This window comes from Okeania hirsuta, assembly GCF_003838195.1.
GTDB lineage: Bacteria > Cyanobacteriota > Cyanobacteriia > Cyanobacteriales > Microcoleaceae > Okeania > Okeania hirsuta.
Map to the genome: position 1 here is coordinate 1 of NZ_RCBY01000180.1, position 15,212 is coordinate 15,212.

Here is a 15,212-nt window from a genome sequence, read left to right on the forward strand (position 1 = left end):
CCATATTCCATTCCCTATTCCCTGTCCCCTACTAATCAAGTGTTAAATAATTTTGCACAGATACTTAATAGCATGGTTAGCTAGTTTCAGCTTTTTCTCAAAAAAAAACTAGATAGTTTCAAAGTCATCACCAGTAATATCTAGATTACTATCTAATTGCAGGAATTGTATAGCATTATTGTCTGCGTCAATATTGCTATACAATTCCTGCAACTAGATAGTTTCAAAGTCATCACCAGTAATATCTAGATTACTATCTAATTGCAGGAATTGTATAGCATTATTGTCTGCGTCAATATAGTACATTAAACCTTGGTCTGAGTCGTAGACTAGGTTGGCATCTTGATTTTGAGCAAATTCATCAAGAGTAGTAAATTCGTCAGGGTTGAAAGTATCACCAGGCCCAATTAACTCGTCGAAGCTATTAGCATCAAGCTGTATTTTGTCTTGTCCTGAAGTAAAGTCAGTGAGACTGTCTACTCCAGAATCTCCTGGAACAAAATTATTTAACACTTGATTAGTAGGGGACAGGGAATAGGGAATGGAATATGGAATAAAATATACTTTTGTGCTTGGGCAGTGGATATAAAAAAAATGGCGTTGATAAATTACAGGATGAAATTTGCAGGGGCAATCCCCCAATGATTAACCGGGGTAGGTTACAGAGCGCTACCCCAAAATTCCAAATTGTATAAACTCAAAGTTCAAAACTCATCACAATGCACTACTATTCAAATATGAGCAGCGAATCCTCAAAAGCATTGAAGTTAGCTGAAGAAAAAGCTTCAAGAGGATTGTTATATCAAAAGCAGGGAAAACTAGAAGCCGCCATATTGTTATACCAAGAAGCATTAACTTTAGTACCAGACCTCCACTACATTCAGTATAACTTGGGAATAGCTTTTCAGCATCAAGGAAATCTATCAGCAGCTTATATTCATTATCAACAAGCGATCGCTCATCATCCACAGCATATTCAAGCTTACTATAATATTGGCATTGTTTTACAACAACAAGGTTTACTAGATCGAGCAATTTCCAGTTATCAAAAAGTCATTAATTTATGCCAATTTAAGGGGGAAAATATTTTAATTCAAGTTCAAGCTTATAGTAACTGGGGTAATATTTTAGTCAAGGAAGGTAGATCTAAGGAAGCAATCGAAATATTTCAACAAGCTATTAACTTAAAACCAGATGATGCTTCTCTCTACAACAACCAAGGTCAAGCATTTTTCGAGCTTGGTAAAGTAGAAAAAGCTATTACTAATTATCGTCAAGCACTGGCACTTAAGCCTCAATTAATAGTAGCTATTCATAACCTCGGAAAAGTTTATCAACAACAAGGTTTGCACTCAGAAGCTATTGTTTATTTTCAGGAGATAATCAAGCAGTATCCAGAAAATCTTTCTGCTCATAGTAATTGTGCTTTTTCTTTTTTGGAATTAGGAAAGTTGGCAGCAGCAATACCTCATTTACAAAAGGCTAACGAGGGTAATTCTTTTGTGGAAAGTTATTGTGAAAAAGCAGATTTGTTAACAGGGTTAGACGAATTAGAAAAAGCAAAAATAGCTTGTGCTAGATTTTTAGATAAAGTCAAAAGTCAAAAGTCAAAAGGAAGAAGGAAGAAGGAAGAAGTAAGAAGTAAGAAGGAAGAAGTAAGAAATAAAAAGTTAAAAGGAAGAAGTCAAAATTCTGAAATCAAAAGTCAAAATGAAGAAGGAATAAGTCAGGAGTGGATGGGGACTGAAATCTCAACAAATTATCAATATCCTGTAGACGATGAGATATTAAACTCAAAAGAAATAGATAAATCAGAACTTACGCAAATTAACCTTGAAAACGCCATATGTAGGGGCGAATGCCATTCGCCCTCACTCGATATTCAGAATTCAAAAGTCAAAAGTCAAAAGGAAGAAGTTAGAAATCAAAATTCTGAAATCAAAAGTCAAAATGAAGAAGGAATAAGTCGGGACTGGATGGGGACTCAAACTCCAACCAATTGTCAAAACCCTGTAGATAGCGAGATATTAAACCCAGAAGAAATAGATAAATTATATTTAGCAGAAGTTAGAGAAAATTTAATCTTAACTTACTCAAGTTTGGGAAATGTATTATTTGAATATGGTGAATATTCACAGGCAGAAAATTATTATCAAAAAGCATTGAAATTTCAGCCATTAAATGTTGATTTACATCTCAAATTAGGCAATAGTTTAGCTAAACAAAAACGCTTCAATACTGCTATTATTGTTTACCATTTAGGGTTGGCAGTTGAATCTTTTGAAGAAGGAAGAAGAAAGAAGGAAGAAGGAAGAAGGCATCCCCCCTTGCCCCCCTTTGAAAGGGGTGAGGAAGAAGGAATAAGGAATAAGTGGATGGGGACTCAAATTCCAACTAATTCTCAACACTCTGTAGATGGCGGGGTATTAAACCCCAGAAAAAAAGATAATTATGCTATTTCTCAAGCATTAGAAAAAGTTTTAGTACAGCGCAATAACTTTGAAGAATTCAAAAGTCAAAAGAAGTCAAAAGAAGTCAGAAGTCAGAAGTGGATAGGGAGTCAAATTTCAAATGATCGAGTTAAATGTCAAGGGTTAAACTGCAAACCTTGTCTCAAACGAATATTTAAACAACTTCAACCAATTCATTTAGGAAATGGTATTCATAGTCTTTCTAGAGAAAAAACACAAAAAATAAATATTGACTTTCCAGAAACACCAAAATTCGTCAAAGAAGTAGTAAATGGTAGAGCATGGATAGTTCCTCAGAAAAATAATTGGATGATTTGTAATGCTATTGCCATTATTAATCAAGAAAATCAATTATTAGCTGAAGTTTCCCGTGAATACCCAGGTCAGTTGCCGGGATGTGACAAATACGATATCAATAACCATCGGTTTTTTACTACGGAAGAATTACCGCCTTTAGAGGAAATAAACGGTACAGTAGCTGTTTTATCTGGGTTGTCAGGAAACGTTTATTTTCATTGGATGGTAGACATATTGCCCCGGATCGAAATATTACGACGCAATGGTATAAATTTTGAGGAAATAGATTGGTTTTTAGTTAATAGTACTAAACAACCATTTCAACAGGAAACTCTCCGGATTTTAGGAATTCCAGAAGATAAAATTATAGAAAGCGATCGCTATCCCTATATTCAAGCTAAAAAATTAATTGTTCCATCTTTTTCCAGTCATTTAGCTTGGGTAGAAAGATGGGCATTGGAATTTCACCGTCAAGTATTTTTAAACGGATCGCTCTCTACTATACTTCAAGATGGGTTTAAACGGAAAGAAAATCAGCATAATCAAGTAATTTCTTATCCTGAAAGGATTTATATTAGTCGGAATAAAGCTAAATATAGAAGAGTTATTAATGAAGAAAAAGTAATCGATATATTAAGTGAATATGGCTTCGTTACTATCGAACTAGAAACTCTTTCTGTTGTAGAGCAAGCATCATTATTTGCTAATGCCAAAGTGATAGTTTCTCCTCATGGTAGTGGATTGACAAATATTATGTTTTGTAGTCCAGAAACTACCGTAATAGAATTAGTTTCTCCTAACTATATTAAACATTATTACTGGGCGATCGCTCAACAATTAGGATTAAAGTATTACTACTTAGTAGGAGAAGAATTTACCTATTACCCAATCCGCCAAATCATGTATCCTAATTCCCTCACTGAAGATATTATAATTAACCTTAGTAAACTAGAAAAAATGCTATCGCAAGCAAGTATAATAAAAGTAAATTCCCATCCCACAGTAAAATTTCTGAACGAGGAACAAACTTCTCAGGAAAAAATTCTTCTAGAGAAGAAACTCTCTAATTCCCAAGTTGATGTATTAACCTTTTCCCAAAAAGGTGAAGAAGATAATGTAAGTCGAACTGTAGTAAGTAATCAAATGGCATCTAAAGTTAATCCAACAGAAGCGGCTACTCACTTCCATAAAAAAGCTCTATTCTATTTAGAACGAAAGAAATTAAATGAAGCTAAAGCAGCTTGCGAACAAGCTCTAAAAAATAAACCAGATTTTGCTGAAGCCTGCAAAACAATGGGTATTATTGTGCAAAAAGAAGGTCAAATAGAAGCAGCCTTTGAGTGGTATTCACGGGGTATTAATATTCAACCAAATTTTGCCGAAGCCTATGTTAATATTGGAACTTTATATGCTCGTAAACAGCAGTGGCAAGAAGCAATTGAATATTATCAAAAAGCCATTAATATTAAACCATATTTAGCCCCAGCCCACCGCAACATAGCTAAAGCGTATCATAAAATTGGAAAAGTAGTAGAAGCAGCAATTTTTCAATATAAAGCCTACTGTCTAGAACCCACAAAAATCAAAGATCAAGAATATATAAACTTAGGCAATACTCTCTTAAAACATCAGAAATTAATAGAAGCTATATCTTGTTATCGTAGCGCCATAAAATTAAATCCGAACTCAGCAGTAGCTTATCAAAATATTGCAGAAGCATTATCCCAAGCAGGTGATTTTGAAGAATCGAATACTTGTTATCGCAAAGCGATTCAATTAGGAATAATAAACCTCTCCAATGTCAATGGTAACTTAGGTAAAAAAACATCTAATTTATCTGCAAAAAATACAGCACATCAAATAAATTCAACAATAATTAACCAGGAAAAAATTGAAGAAGGAAGAAGGGAAAAGTGGATGGGGACTCAAACCCCAACCAATTTTCAACACCCTGTAGACGACGGGGTATTAAACCCAAAATCACAAGATAACATTTCTGTAGAGCGAGATAATGTAGAAGCTTATAAAAGATTAGGAAAAATGCTGCAAAATCAAGGTCAGGCAGCAGAAGCTTGGCAGTGGTATACAAAAGCGATATCTATTGCACCAAAAGATCCAGAAATTTATAGAGATTTAGGTAGTTTATACGGACAACAACAACAATGGCAAGAAGCAATCCAATGTTATCAAAGAGCAATTGAAATATGCCCAAATATGGCAGATGTCAACCGTTATTTAGCAACAGCATTAACTCATGTTGGTCAGCACGCAGAGGCCTCTAAATTTTGGGAAAAAGCTTATTCTCTAGAACCAGAAACAGCAACAGCAGAAGAACATTTGCTCTTAGGTAATACTCTGCTACAAATGAATTTAGTAGAGCAAGCAATATCATGTTATTGTCATGCTATACAAATTAATCCCAAATTAGCAGTAGCATATCAGAACTTAGGGGAAGCTTTGAAACTTCAATCTAATTCCCAACTCTCTAATCCACAAGTTGAAGAAGGAATAAGGAAGACCGAAGTTGAAAGAAAGAAAAAGTCGATGGGGACTCAAATCCCAACCAATTCCAATTTTCAACATCCTGTAGACGGCGGGGTATTAAACCCAAAATCAAAAGATAAAACTTATGTAAATAATAGCGATATAAATCATCATATCTATAGTTTTCAACCAGATATTGCGCAGAAAATTGATGGAGCAATAGATCAGGAGCGGGTCAGTAGTTCTGATATTCAGTTAGTAGGAAATACTGGTACTTTTCAATCACCATTAAAATATTTTGAACAATTTTTCAAGCAGTTATTTGATCGAGTAGCTGCTGTTTTTAATTTCCATCATCAATCATCGAAAAAATATTTACAACCATCTGAAAATATTCCCAGACTTCAGGGTACAAATAATTCCTTCCCTTTAAAACCAGAAATAGATTTTAATATCAAAGATACAACAGAAACTGCTGGTGAAAACTTATTATTTCCTGTTGAAGTAAATTTAACCAATACTGATAAAAATCAGCAAAAAAAAGCATTAATAAAAGATGCAAGTAACGAATTAGAAAAAATAGAAGAAGCGTTACCAAAAATAGATAGACCACAAATAGAAAGCAGCAATAAAATAGATACACAAATAAACGCTCAATATGTTGATGTAACAAAATCAGCGGTCGTCCTACCCGATGTTTACATTCAACGAGCTATAGCATACAACCAAGAAGGGTTATACGAACAGGCGATCGCCCAATGTCAGCAAGCTATAGCAGTACAACCAGAGATGGCCATGGCGTACAAAATATTGGGTAATGCTCAACAAAAAATAGGCAGTGCTAGTCAACGTCAGAAAGCTAAACAAAATTATCTCAAAGCTATATCCCTCGATAGTCAAGATCCTTCAATTCACGTCAACCTAGGTAGTTTGTATGCACAAGAGGAATTATGGGAAAAAGCAATACCCTGTTATCAAAAAGCGATTGCTATCAAACCAGACTTTGCCGGAGCATACCGCAACTTAGCTAAAGCATGGACTCAAGTTGGTAAACAAGCAGAAGCAGCAGACTGTTGGTATGAAGCATACACTCTAACCCCGGAAAACATCACTCCCGACCAACATCTAAATCTCGGTAATACCCTCTGTCGTCAAGGTCAATTAACTAAAGCCATATTCTGTTATCAGAAGGCGATAAAATTAAACTCAAATTATGCTGCAGCTTATCAAAATTTAGCTACAACTTTGAAGCGTCAAGGCAAGGTAAATGAGGCTGCTATTTATGCTCAAAAAGCTCGGGAAATTAGTAATATTTCAGTCAAAAAACAGGTAGAAGTGAACGGCAAGAAACCTCAACATATTAATCCTGAAGATATTTTGCAGTCATATTCAAATTCAATGGAAGAAGTCGAAAGTCAAAACTCAAAACTCAAAAGTCAAAAGTTAGAAATTGAAGAAGTCAAAAGTCAAAAGTGGATGGGAACTCAAAACCCAATCAATTTTCAACACCCTGTAGATGGCGGGGTATTAAACCCAAAATCAAAAGATAAAAAAGAGAAGGAGAAGTTGCCTCAAATTAATCAAGCAGATTTAATTAAACAAGCCGAAGCAGAATTTGTCAATAGTAAATTCTATGATGCTATCTCTACTTGTGAAGAGGCAATTTCTATAAAACCCCATGCAATAGCTTATCAAATAATGGGCAAATCTTGGGTAGAAATAAATAAACCAGACGAAGCGATCGCCGCTTACCAAAAAGCAATTGAAATTAAACCAGACTTTGGCGAAATTTATGCCAGTCTAGGAGAATTATACGCTCAACATCAACGACAAAAAGAAGCGATCGCTGCATACAAAAAAGCCATCAAACTTGCACCAGACTTAAAAGATAGTTATCGAGGTTTAGTGGAAGTCTTGCTAGACCAAGGAAAAGTTGATGAAGCTGAAGAATTATCTTACAATGCACTCATCCAACATCCCAGTTGGGCGACTGCCCAAGAGTTTTGTACTTTAGGTAGGGGTTTAATAGCAGAGAATAAAACACAGCAAGGGATAGCTTGTTTTTATCAAGCAATTGAATTAGACCCTAAATTATTAGAAGCTCACTATAGTTTAGGCAAAGCTTTAGCAGAAAAAGGAGAATGGTTAGAAGCCATCAATTATTATCAGGAAGTCATTCAATTAGAAGCGAATGAAACTGAAGAAAATTATTCTGAAAGTGAGATAAATATAGATATAGGAGAAATTTACCATCTTTTAGGAGATGCCTTACAAGAAATAGGTAAACTTGATGAGTCTGTAGCAGCTTATCAACGAGCAATTGAATTAACAGGAAATTAACTAGATTAAGGATTAATAATTTATGGAAAATAAAAACATTTATTTACCACCAATATTAGAATTAAAAATTGACTTAACAGACGAACAATTTTGGCAACTTTGTCAAGAAAATGACGACTTAAGATTTGAGAGAAGTGCCACAGGAGAACTAATTATTATGTCGCCCACTGGTAGCATTACAGGAGAACGAAATTCAGAACTAAATTTTCAACTAAGAGCTTGGAATCGTCAAAAAAATTTAGGCAAAGTTTTTGATTCTAACAGTGGTTTTAAATTGCCGAATGGTGCAGAAAGGTCTCCCGATTCTTCTTGGATAAGTAATCAACGTTGGGATACTTTAACATTAGAAGAACAAGATCAATTTGCACCATTATGCCCTGATTTTGTAGTAGAACTAATGTCTCCTAGCGATACCTTAGAAAAAACTAGAGCTAAGATGAGAGAATATATGGAAAATGGAGCAAAATTAGGGTGGTTAATTAATCGAAAAAAACGACAATTAGAGATTTATCGACCACAGCAGGATGTAGAAATATTAGAAAATCCCCAAACAGTATCAGGAGAAAATATTTTGCCAGGATTTATTCTTGATTTAACATTGATTTGGTAATAGAGAAAATCTTTAATTGCTCAATAAAAAAAATACAATATTTTTCAAATCCCTTGAATTTATTTATAGGGATTTTTTTTGATTTGTTCTCCGCTCCCTTTTCCCTTCTTAAAAAATACAATCCTTTTTAAATATCCTCAATTGATTTTATCAAAATAATTAGGTCTTAAATCCCGCCTTTTAAGGCGAAATATTTTTGGATGCTTGCTCAAATCCCCTACTTCCCCTCCTGGCTCCCCTCCTGGGAGGGGCGGGGGTGGGTTGGGTTAGGGGGTGGGTTAACTTCTAACTTCTAACTTCTAACTTCTGACTTCTGACTTCTGACTTCGTTAATTCCTGTTCCCTGATTAATCAATTATTTCCGGATTTGACTGTGAAATTAGTGTTTTATTAGTAATAGCTAATAATATATTAAAAATAGGACAAAATTAGCCTAGTTAATTAACATCCAAAAGTGATAATTAGAGATTTATTGACCAGAGTAAGGTGTAGAAATATTAAAAAATTCCCAGATACTGATTTATTCTGAGAGTAATTTATTAAAAGATAACTTTTTGAAGATATAGGGTGCATGAAACTAGGATAATCTTCCTAATTAACAATTGAACTTACGATACAACTTAACCCACCAATAAGATATATTTAAGACCGGAGATAGAGATGATGCTAAAAACTCCCACAAAAAATTCCCTACCTACACAACAGCAAAGAATCAATTTTAAGCAGGCAAAAAACTTTTTTAGCTTAGGAAAAGTTTTCGCAAAAAAGAGTGAATGGAAAAAAGCGATCGCTGCTTATCGTAAGGCAATTGAATTAGCTCCTGACTGGAAAGAAGCAAGAAAGTATTTGGCAGATTTAGAAAATAAACTTCAGGAAAAAACAACCAATACTCAACAACAAATAGAACCTAGTAAAAAGTTGACAATATCTGATTATCCGTTAGAGAAAATATTAGCGAAACAAGAGGAGCAAGAGTCAGAGAACACTACTGCTACTAATGCAGTTATAGTCAACTCCAATTTGGCAGATGATTATCACACTAATGGCGATAATTTAGTAGAAAAAGGAGAAAAAGAAGAGGCCATAAAGGCTTATATAAAAGCCATTGAAATTAATCCTGAATTGTGGGAAGTACATCATAAATTAGGTAATTTATTGCAGGAAATAGAAGAGTTAGAAAAAGCAGTTAATGCTTATAATAAATCTATAGAATTAAAGTCAGATTTTTCTTGGTATTATAATAATTTGGGGGATGTATTAGTTAAGTTAGAAAAGTGGGAAGAAGCGGTTAGTGCTTATCGTCAGGCTGTTGAGTTGAATCCTGATTTTGCTTGGGGTTATTATAAGTTGGGGGATGTATTAGTTAAGTTAGAAAAGTGGGAAGAAGCGGTTAATGTATATCGTAAATTTATGCAAATTCAACCTGACTTTTCCCCAAAAGTGGAAGAAAAATTAAATCAGTCATTGCATCAGCAAGTTAAAGGAAAATTAGAAGAAGCATTGAGTTATTATCGACAAGCTATTGAGAACGATCCAATGGATGTTGAGAGTTATCAAAAAGCTTTAGAAATTAAGCCTGATGATGCACAGTTGTATTTAGGGTTGGGAAATGCTTTGATAGCTAAGGCAAAGGTTTATTATAATCGTGCGATAGAACTAGACCATAGTTTACATGAAGTTAATAAAAAAAAGTTATCTATTTATTATAAACAGACAAATCAACAATCCTTAACCCAGGCAGAAAACTATGATTGTGCTATTAGTATTAAGGCAGATAATCCGGAATTTTATGTTGGTTTAGGAAATACCTATGCTTGGCACAGTCGATTAGATAAAGCAATAGCTTTTTATCGAATGGCTCTTCTACTTAAATCTGATTATCAAGAAGCACAAGTACAACTAAAGCTTTTATTAAACAGAAAAGAAAGACTGAATCAGGCATTTCAAAAATTTTTCACAGATTCAGCACTTTATGCTTTGTGGCTGAAAGAAAATTCACCGAAACCGTCGGACATTGTAAGAATGCCTGATGTCATAGAAAGCTTAGAATACAAGCCAATAATTAGTATTATTGTACCAATTTTTAATCCCCCAGAAGAACTGCTACGGGAGATGATTCAGTCAGTACAAGATCAGATATATCCATACTGGGAATTATGCCTTGCTGATGATGCTTCTTCTATGCCTCATGTGAGAAAAATATTGGAGGAATATTCTGCTCAAGACGAAAGAATAAAAGCAATTTTTAGAGAAAAAAATGGTCATATTTCTGCTGCTTCAAATTCTGCTTTATCAATTGCCACAGGAGATTTTATTGCTTTATTAGATCATGATGATTTGCTAACACCAGATGCTCTATATGAAGTAGCTATACTGCTAAATCAAAACCCTGATGCAGATATGATTTACAGTGATGAAGATTTTTTGAATGAACAAGGGCAAAGGTCTAGTCCGTTTTTCAAACCAGACTGGTCTCCAGACACATTTTTATCAAGAATGTATAGCTGTCACTTAGGAGTTTATCGTCGTAGTCTAGTAAATGAAATAAATGGATTTAGATTAGGTTATGAAGGTAGTCAAGATTATGATTTAGTTCTTAGATTAACTGAGAAAACTGACAAAATTTTTCACATCCCTAAAATACTATATCACTGGCGAATTCATGCAGCTTCTTCTGCTAGTGGTACTGATGCTAAACCCTATGCTTATCAAGCAGCCGTAAAAGTCTTGTCAGAAGCTATTAAGCGTCGTGGAGAAAATGGCAAAATAATTATGAATGAGGAGTTTTTAGGATATTATACAGTCAGGTATGAAATCAAAGAATACAAGCTTGTAAGCATAATTATTCCTACTAGAAATTTAGGCAATATTTTGAATCAGTGTCTCCACTCTATCTTTGAGAAAAGTACATATCCTAACTATGAAGTTATTTTAATTGATAATGGTAGTGATGAACAAGAAACTAAAGAGATTATTGCTTACTGGAAAAATAGAGAACCAAAGCGCTTTAAGTGTTATGAACTTGATATTCCATTTAACTATGCAAAGATTAATAACTATGCTGTAACCAAGGCAAATGGTGATTATTTACTACTTTTAAATAATGATACAGAAGTTAAAACACCAGATTGGATAGAAGGAATGGTAGAGCAAGTACAAAGACCAACAATTGGTGCTGTTGGTGCAAAGTTACTATACCCAGATGATACTATCCAACATTCTGGTGTAGTCGTGGGAATTGGTGATGTGGCAGGCCATAGTCACAAAGGTTCTCCTGACAATACTCCAGGGTATTTTTGTCAGCTAATTACTGTCAATAATTACTCAGCAGTAACAGGAGCTTGTCTAATGTGCAGGCGAGAAGTATATGAGGAAGTTGGTGGACTTGATGAAGAGCTAGTAGTGGCTTATAACGACGTTGATTTGTGTCTGAAAATTCAACAAAAAGGCTATCGTAATATTAACTTACCTCATGTTGTTTTATACCATTACGAGTCCAAGAGTCGTGGATATGAAGACACTCCAGAAAAAAAAGCTCGATATCAGCGAGAGGCAAAAATTATGCAGCAGAGGTGGGGAAAAGTTATTGCACACGATCCTTGTTACAGTCCTAATCTAAGTCAAAAGCGAGAAGATTACTTTATTAAACTAAAGACTTACATTGAGATATCACCCATTTCTTTGCCAAAACATCATCCTGAAGCACTTCTAGGATATAGTATAGATTCACCAACACCCGGAAAACATTTTGACTTAGGTGCAATTTTAATTAGGGGTTGGGTAATTGGTAAAAACTCTCCAGCTCAAACAATTAAGATAGTCTGCAATAGTAATATTCTCAGTGAAATTCCTGTGAATCAGAACAGACCTGACGTTGCCAATGTTTATCAAGTACCTGGAGCTGAAAACAGTGGTTTTGAAACCGAATTAAGATACGTTGAAATACCAGATGAAGGAGAAATTTTTATAAAAACTGTTCTTCAAGATGGAAGTATTTTTTTGCTCGGAAAAATAAAATTTCACCAGTATATGATAAAGTAGGTAGTCAAAATTTAAGTATTGTATTTTTTTTAAGCCGATAGATAACTAATTTTACTTGGCTATTCGATATCAGGAGAAACGAAGAATGGATAATGTTACAGATAAAAGTTCGATAGCTGCCATTATATGTGGTTATGAAAGAGGTGGAACTACTCTAATTTCAGAAATACTTAGGCAATACCCTAATCTATATAGCGGTTTTGAATGTGGTCTTTTGTTGGCAGAAAAGATGCCAGAGTTTTTATCACTTGAACCCTACAACTCCATGACTAAACTAAGTTGGAGAATTAAAGATGATGAATTAGAGTATGTTTGCCAGGCAAATACTTGGTTAGATGCTTATAAAAGATTGAAGGAAAAAACTAGACTGATTACTAAGCAAGAAGGTGCTTTGATATTCGATAAAACGCCCAAGTATATGCAAAAATTATCTCAGGTCTTGGCAAAAGTTCCAGACGTACCATGTATAGTAATTGTCCGAGACCCTAGAGCTGTTTTATGGTCTTGGGCTAAAAGATCGGGGCTAGGGGTACAAAAGTGGGTCAAGGAGCATCTTGATTCGCATTGCGAAAGATATTTATCTTATGCAAATGGTTGGAAGGAGGCAGTAGAAAATGGTTTAGGTGACCAAATTCTCCTGATTCAATATGAGTCACTTTGTATTAATCCAGTAGATAATGCTAGAAAAATTTTTGAATTTATAGGACTAGAATTTGACAACTCTTATTTGCATTTTCAAGAAGAAAGTAAGAAATTTGATAATGTCTACAATGACACTGTTTCTAGTTCTTATATTAATGAATATAAAGATAAGTTTTCCCAAGAAACCTGTACTAAAATACTTGACAAAACAGCAGAGTTTCAAGATTTGTTTTTTAACATAAATTAAGGAAGATTTTTAACTATGAAGTGGTTTTTTGCACTGAATGAAGCAGGTCCTAAATTTGCAGACATTAGCAAAATGGTGAAAGTTGCTGTTCTGACTGCTAGACAGAACACTTCACTGGAAGCTTTTTGTATATATGATGGATGGTCAAGAAAACAACGAACTAACAAGATGGTTAGAAAAAAATGGTGTGAAATTAATTTTTCATAGAACACCTCATTATGAAGTATTTAAAAAGAATATGGCTGAAAGAAGCTTTAAGATGGCTTGTGGAGCTTATTTGAGAGTAGAAATACCGAAAATAATGGAGATTAATAGTATTGCTGACGATTATGTATTATATACAGATTGCGATGTCATGTTTGTAGGTGATGTAGTTGAATATTTGAGCAGTATAAAGTGCGAATACTTGGCAGCAGCGCCAGAAAATCCTACTAAATTGGATTTCTTGAATTCGGGAGTGCTTTATATGAATGTCAAAAAACAGCAAGAAGTCTACGAAGATTTTAATCAATTTATCAAAGATAATAATGGTATTTTTCCTTCTTTTGATCAAGGAGCATACAATCAGTTTTTCTCTAAAAAATGGGATAGATTAGATAGTATGATGAATTGGCGTTCTTATTGGAAGCTAAATACTAATGCTAAAATTATACACTTTCATGGTCCTAAACCTACTCAAGTTGAAGCAATTAAAGAAAAAACTATTCCAGAGCATCAGCTTCCGCTAGCTAATCAGTTTTTTTGGCAAAATACGAAAGTTTGGGAAAACAAATACGAGCAGAGAGAAGAACCTGAGAGCTTAAATTTTTCTGATCAAAACTCAAATCATGAACAGGACACAAAGCTAAATAATAAGCATAAACATAGTAAGATGCAAGAAATTGAACAGAAACTTGAAACCTCTTCAGATCCCACACAAAATCCAGATTTTTTAAAATCTTTGTTTGAGTTAAACTCTGTAATTGCAGAAACAAATACTCCTCTTGAAGGTAATATTTGTTATTTGAATGGCTGGACGAGTGATATGTTTCAAAATACTCCTCCATGTAATGCACCTCATTTAGTGCTGAAGAGAAAAAACTTAGTTGCAGCTACAGCAAACAGGAGAAGAATGCTTGAAATAGGTTTTAACGGAGGTCATAGCGCATTAATTACCCTATATCACAATCCATTTATTGAGCTGCATTGTGTTGATATTTGTCGTCATAGTTACACGGAGTTAGCAGCAAAATTTTTACAAAAGAAGTATCCCAACCGCTTCTATTTTTATAAAGGAGACTCACGAGATGTTTTGCCGATGATCGCCGTCAAGAATAGATATATTAAATTTGATGTTCTTCATGTAGATGGTGGTCATGGTGGAAATATTTGTAGAACAGATATCAGTAACAGTATACGTTTGGCTGCTAATAATAGTATTTTAATTCTTGATGACACGGGTGCTAAACATATCTTAAATATTTATTGGGAGTATGTGCGTTTTGGTTATTTATTACCAATAAAAAAATTTGCCAACGACCCCATAGAAGCACACCGCATTGCTCAAGTAATATTAAAACCTGAAGAAATTTCAACTTTTTAGTTCCTTTTGTTATTATTATTGATTGATTGCTAACTACTATAAAATTGACATTAATTAGTCGAGCGAGATAATTTTACCAAATGAAGTAATCCTGAATATAGGTAGTCTATTAGACATCTCCAATAATAAAAACAGGAAATCAATTATCATACAGAAATCATCAATTATTTTCCCCTGCTCCCTAATCCCTCTTTTCTGGAGATGTCTATTGATTATTAAGCTCTATTTCCTGGTTTAACATTTCAAGTTGTCTATGTACAAAACAAAAACCTATTCTCAGCAATTTCAGTGGAAAAAAGAGGTTGAGTATTATCGCAAAATTACCGAAGTTGAAAAAGATAACTGGGAAGCATACCATTATTTGGGACAAGCACTATTAAAATTGGAACAGTGGCCAGAATGTGTAACTGCTTACCAAAACGCCCTCAAACTCAACCCCAACCTCCCAGGAATACATCAAAAAATCGGGGATGCTCTACAACAACAAGCAAAAGCAGA

Annotated in this window: 8 protein-coding genes; 7 read left to right on the top strand and 1 reads right to left on the bottom strand. The window is 34.3% G+C overall.

All coding sequences use genetic code 11. The annotated features are described in order from the left end of the window. Positions 1-213: 213 nt before the first annotated feature. Positions 214-513, bottom strand: a complete 300-nt coding sequence (locus D5R40_RS23570; protein WP_124155294.1) for a hypothetical protein — start codon at positions 511-513, stop codon at positions 214-216. Between the two features lie 224 nt (positions 514-737). Between D5R40_RS23570 and D5R40_RS23575 the strand changes: the two genes are divergently transcribed. The 7 genes from D5R40_RS23575 to D5R40_RS23600 form a co-directional block, all read left to right on the top strand. Next, entirely contained in the window at positions 738-7,592 is a 6,855-nt protein-coding gene (locus tag D5R40_RS23575; protein WP_205127683.1) for a tetratricopeptide repeat protein, read from the top strand. 22 nt (positions 7,593-7,614) lie between these two features. Then, complete coding sequence (locus D5R40_RS23580) at positions 7,615-8,202, top strand: Uma2 family endonuclease (protein WP_124147194.1); 588 nt, start codon at positions 7,615-7,617, stop codon at positions 8,200-8,202. A gap of 660 nt (positions 8,203-8,862) precedes the next feature. After that, positions 8,863-12,243, top strand: coding sequence for a glycosyltransferase (locus D5R40_RS23585; protein ID WP_124155296.1), 3,381 nt, complete (start codon positions 8,863-8,865; stop codon positions 12,241-12,243). An 85-nt stretch (positions 12,244-12,328) separates the two neighbouring features. Next, the gene (locus D5R40_RS23590; protein ID WP_124155297.1) at positions 12,329-13,132 is read left to right on the top strand and encodes a sulfotransferase family protein; all 804 of its coding nucleotides are present in this window, start codon (positions 12,329-12,331) and stop codon (positions 13,130-13,132) included. A gap of 15 nt (positions 13,133-13,147) precedes the next feature. After that, positions 13,148-13,339 (top strand): hypothetical protein, encoded by a 192-nt coding sequence (locus D5R40_RS35945; protein WP_161565054.1) that lies wholly within the window; start codon positions 13,148-13,150, stop codon positions 13,337-13,339. After that, positions 13,320-14,714: a class I SAM-dependent methyltransferase gene (locus D5R40_RS23595; RefSeq protein WP_161565055.1), complete on the top strand. Its 1,395-nt coding sequence runs from the start codon at positions 13,320-13,322 to the stop codon at positions 14,712-14,714. The genes D5R40_RS35945 and D5R40_RS23595 overlap by 20 nt, the downstream gene beginning before the upstream one ends. Positions 14,715-14,967: 253 nt before the next feature. Beyond that, positions 14,968-15,212 (top strand): tetratricopeptide repeat protein (locus D5R40_RS23600; RefSeq protein ID WP_124147198.1); only part of this gene is annotated, 245 nt, incomplete at its 3' end.

Bases quoted from the DNA above. Each gene is read 5' to 3' on its own strand.
- D5R40_RS23575 (WP_205127683.1), top strand. From the start codon at position 738: ATGAGCAGCGAATCCTCAAAAGCATTGAAGTTAGCTGAAGAAAAAGCT.
- D5R40_RS23580 (WP_124147194.1), top strand. From the start codon at position 7,615: ATGGAAAATAAAAACATTTATTTACCACCAATATTAGAATTAAAAATT.
- D5R40_RS23585 (WP_124155296.1), top strand. From the start codon at position 8,863: ATGATGCTAAAAACTCCCACAAAAAATTCCCTACCTACACAACAGCAA.
- D5R40_RS23590 (WP_124155297.1), top strand. From the start codon at position 12,329: ATGGATAATGTTACAGATAAAAGTTCGATAGCTGCCATTATATGTGGT.
- D5R40_RS35945 (WP_161565054.1), top strand. From the start codon at position 13,148: ATGAAGTGGTTTTTTGCACTGAATGAAGCAGGTCCTAAATTTGCAGAC.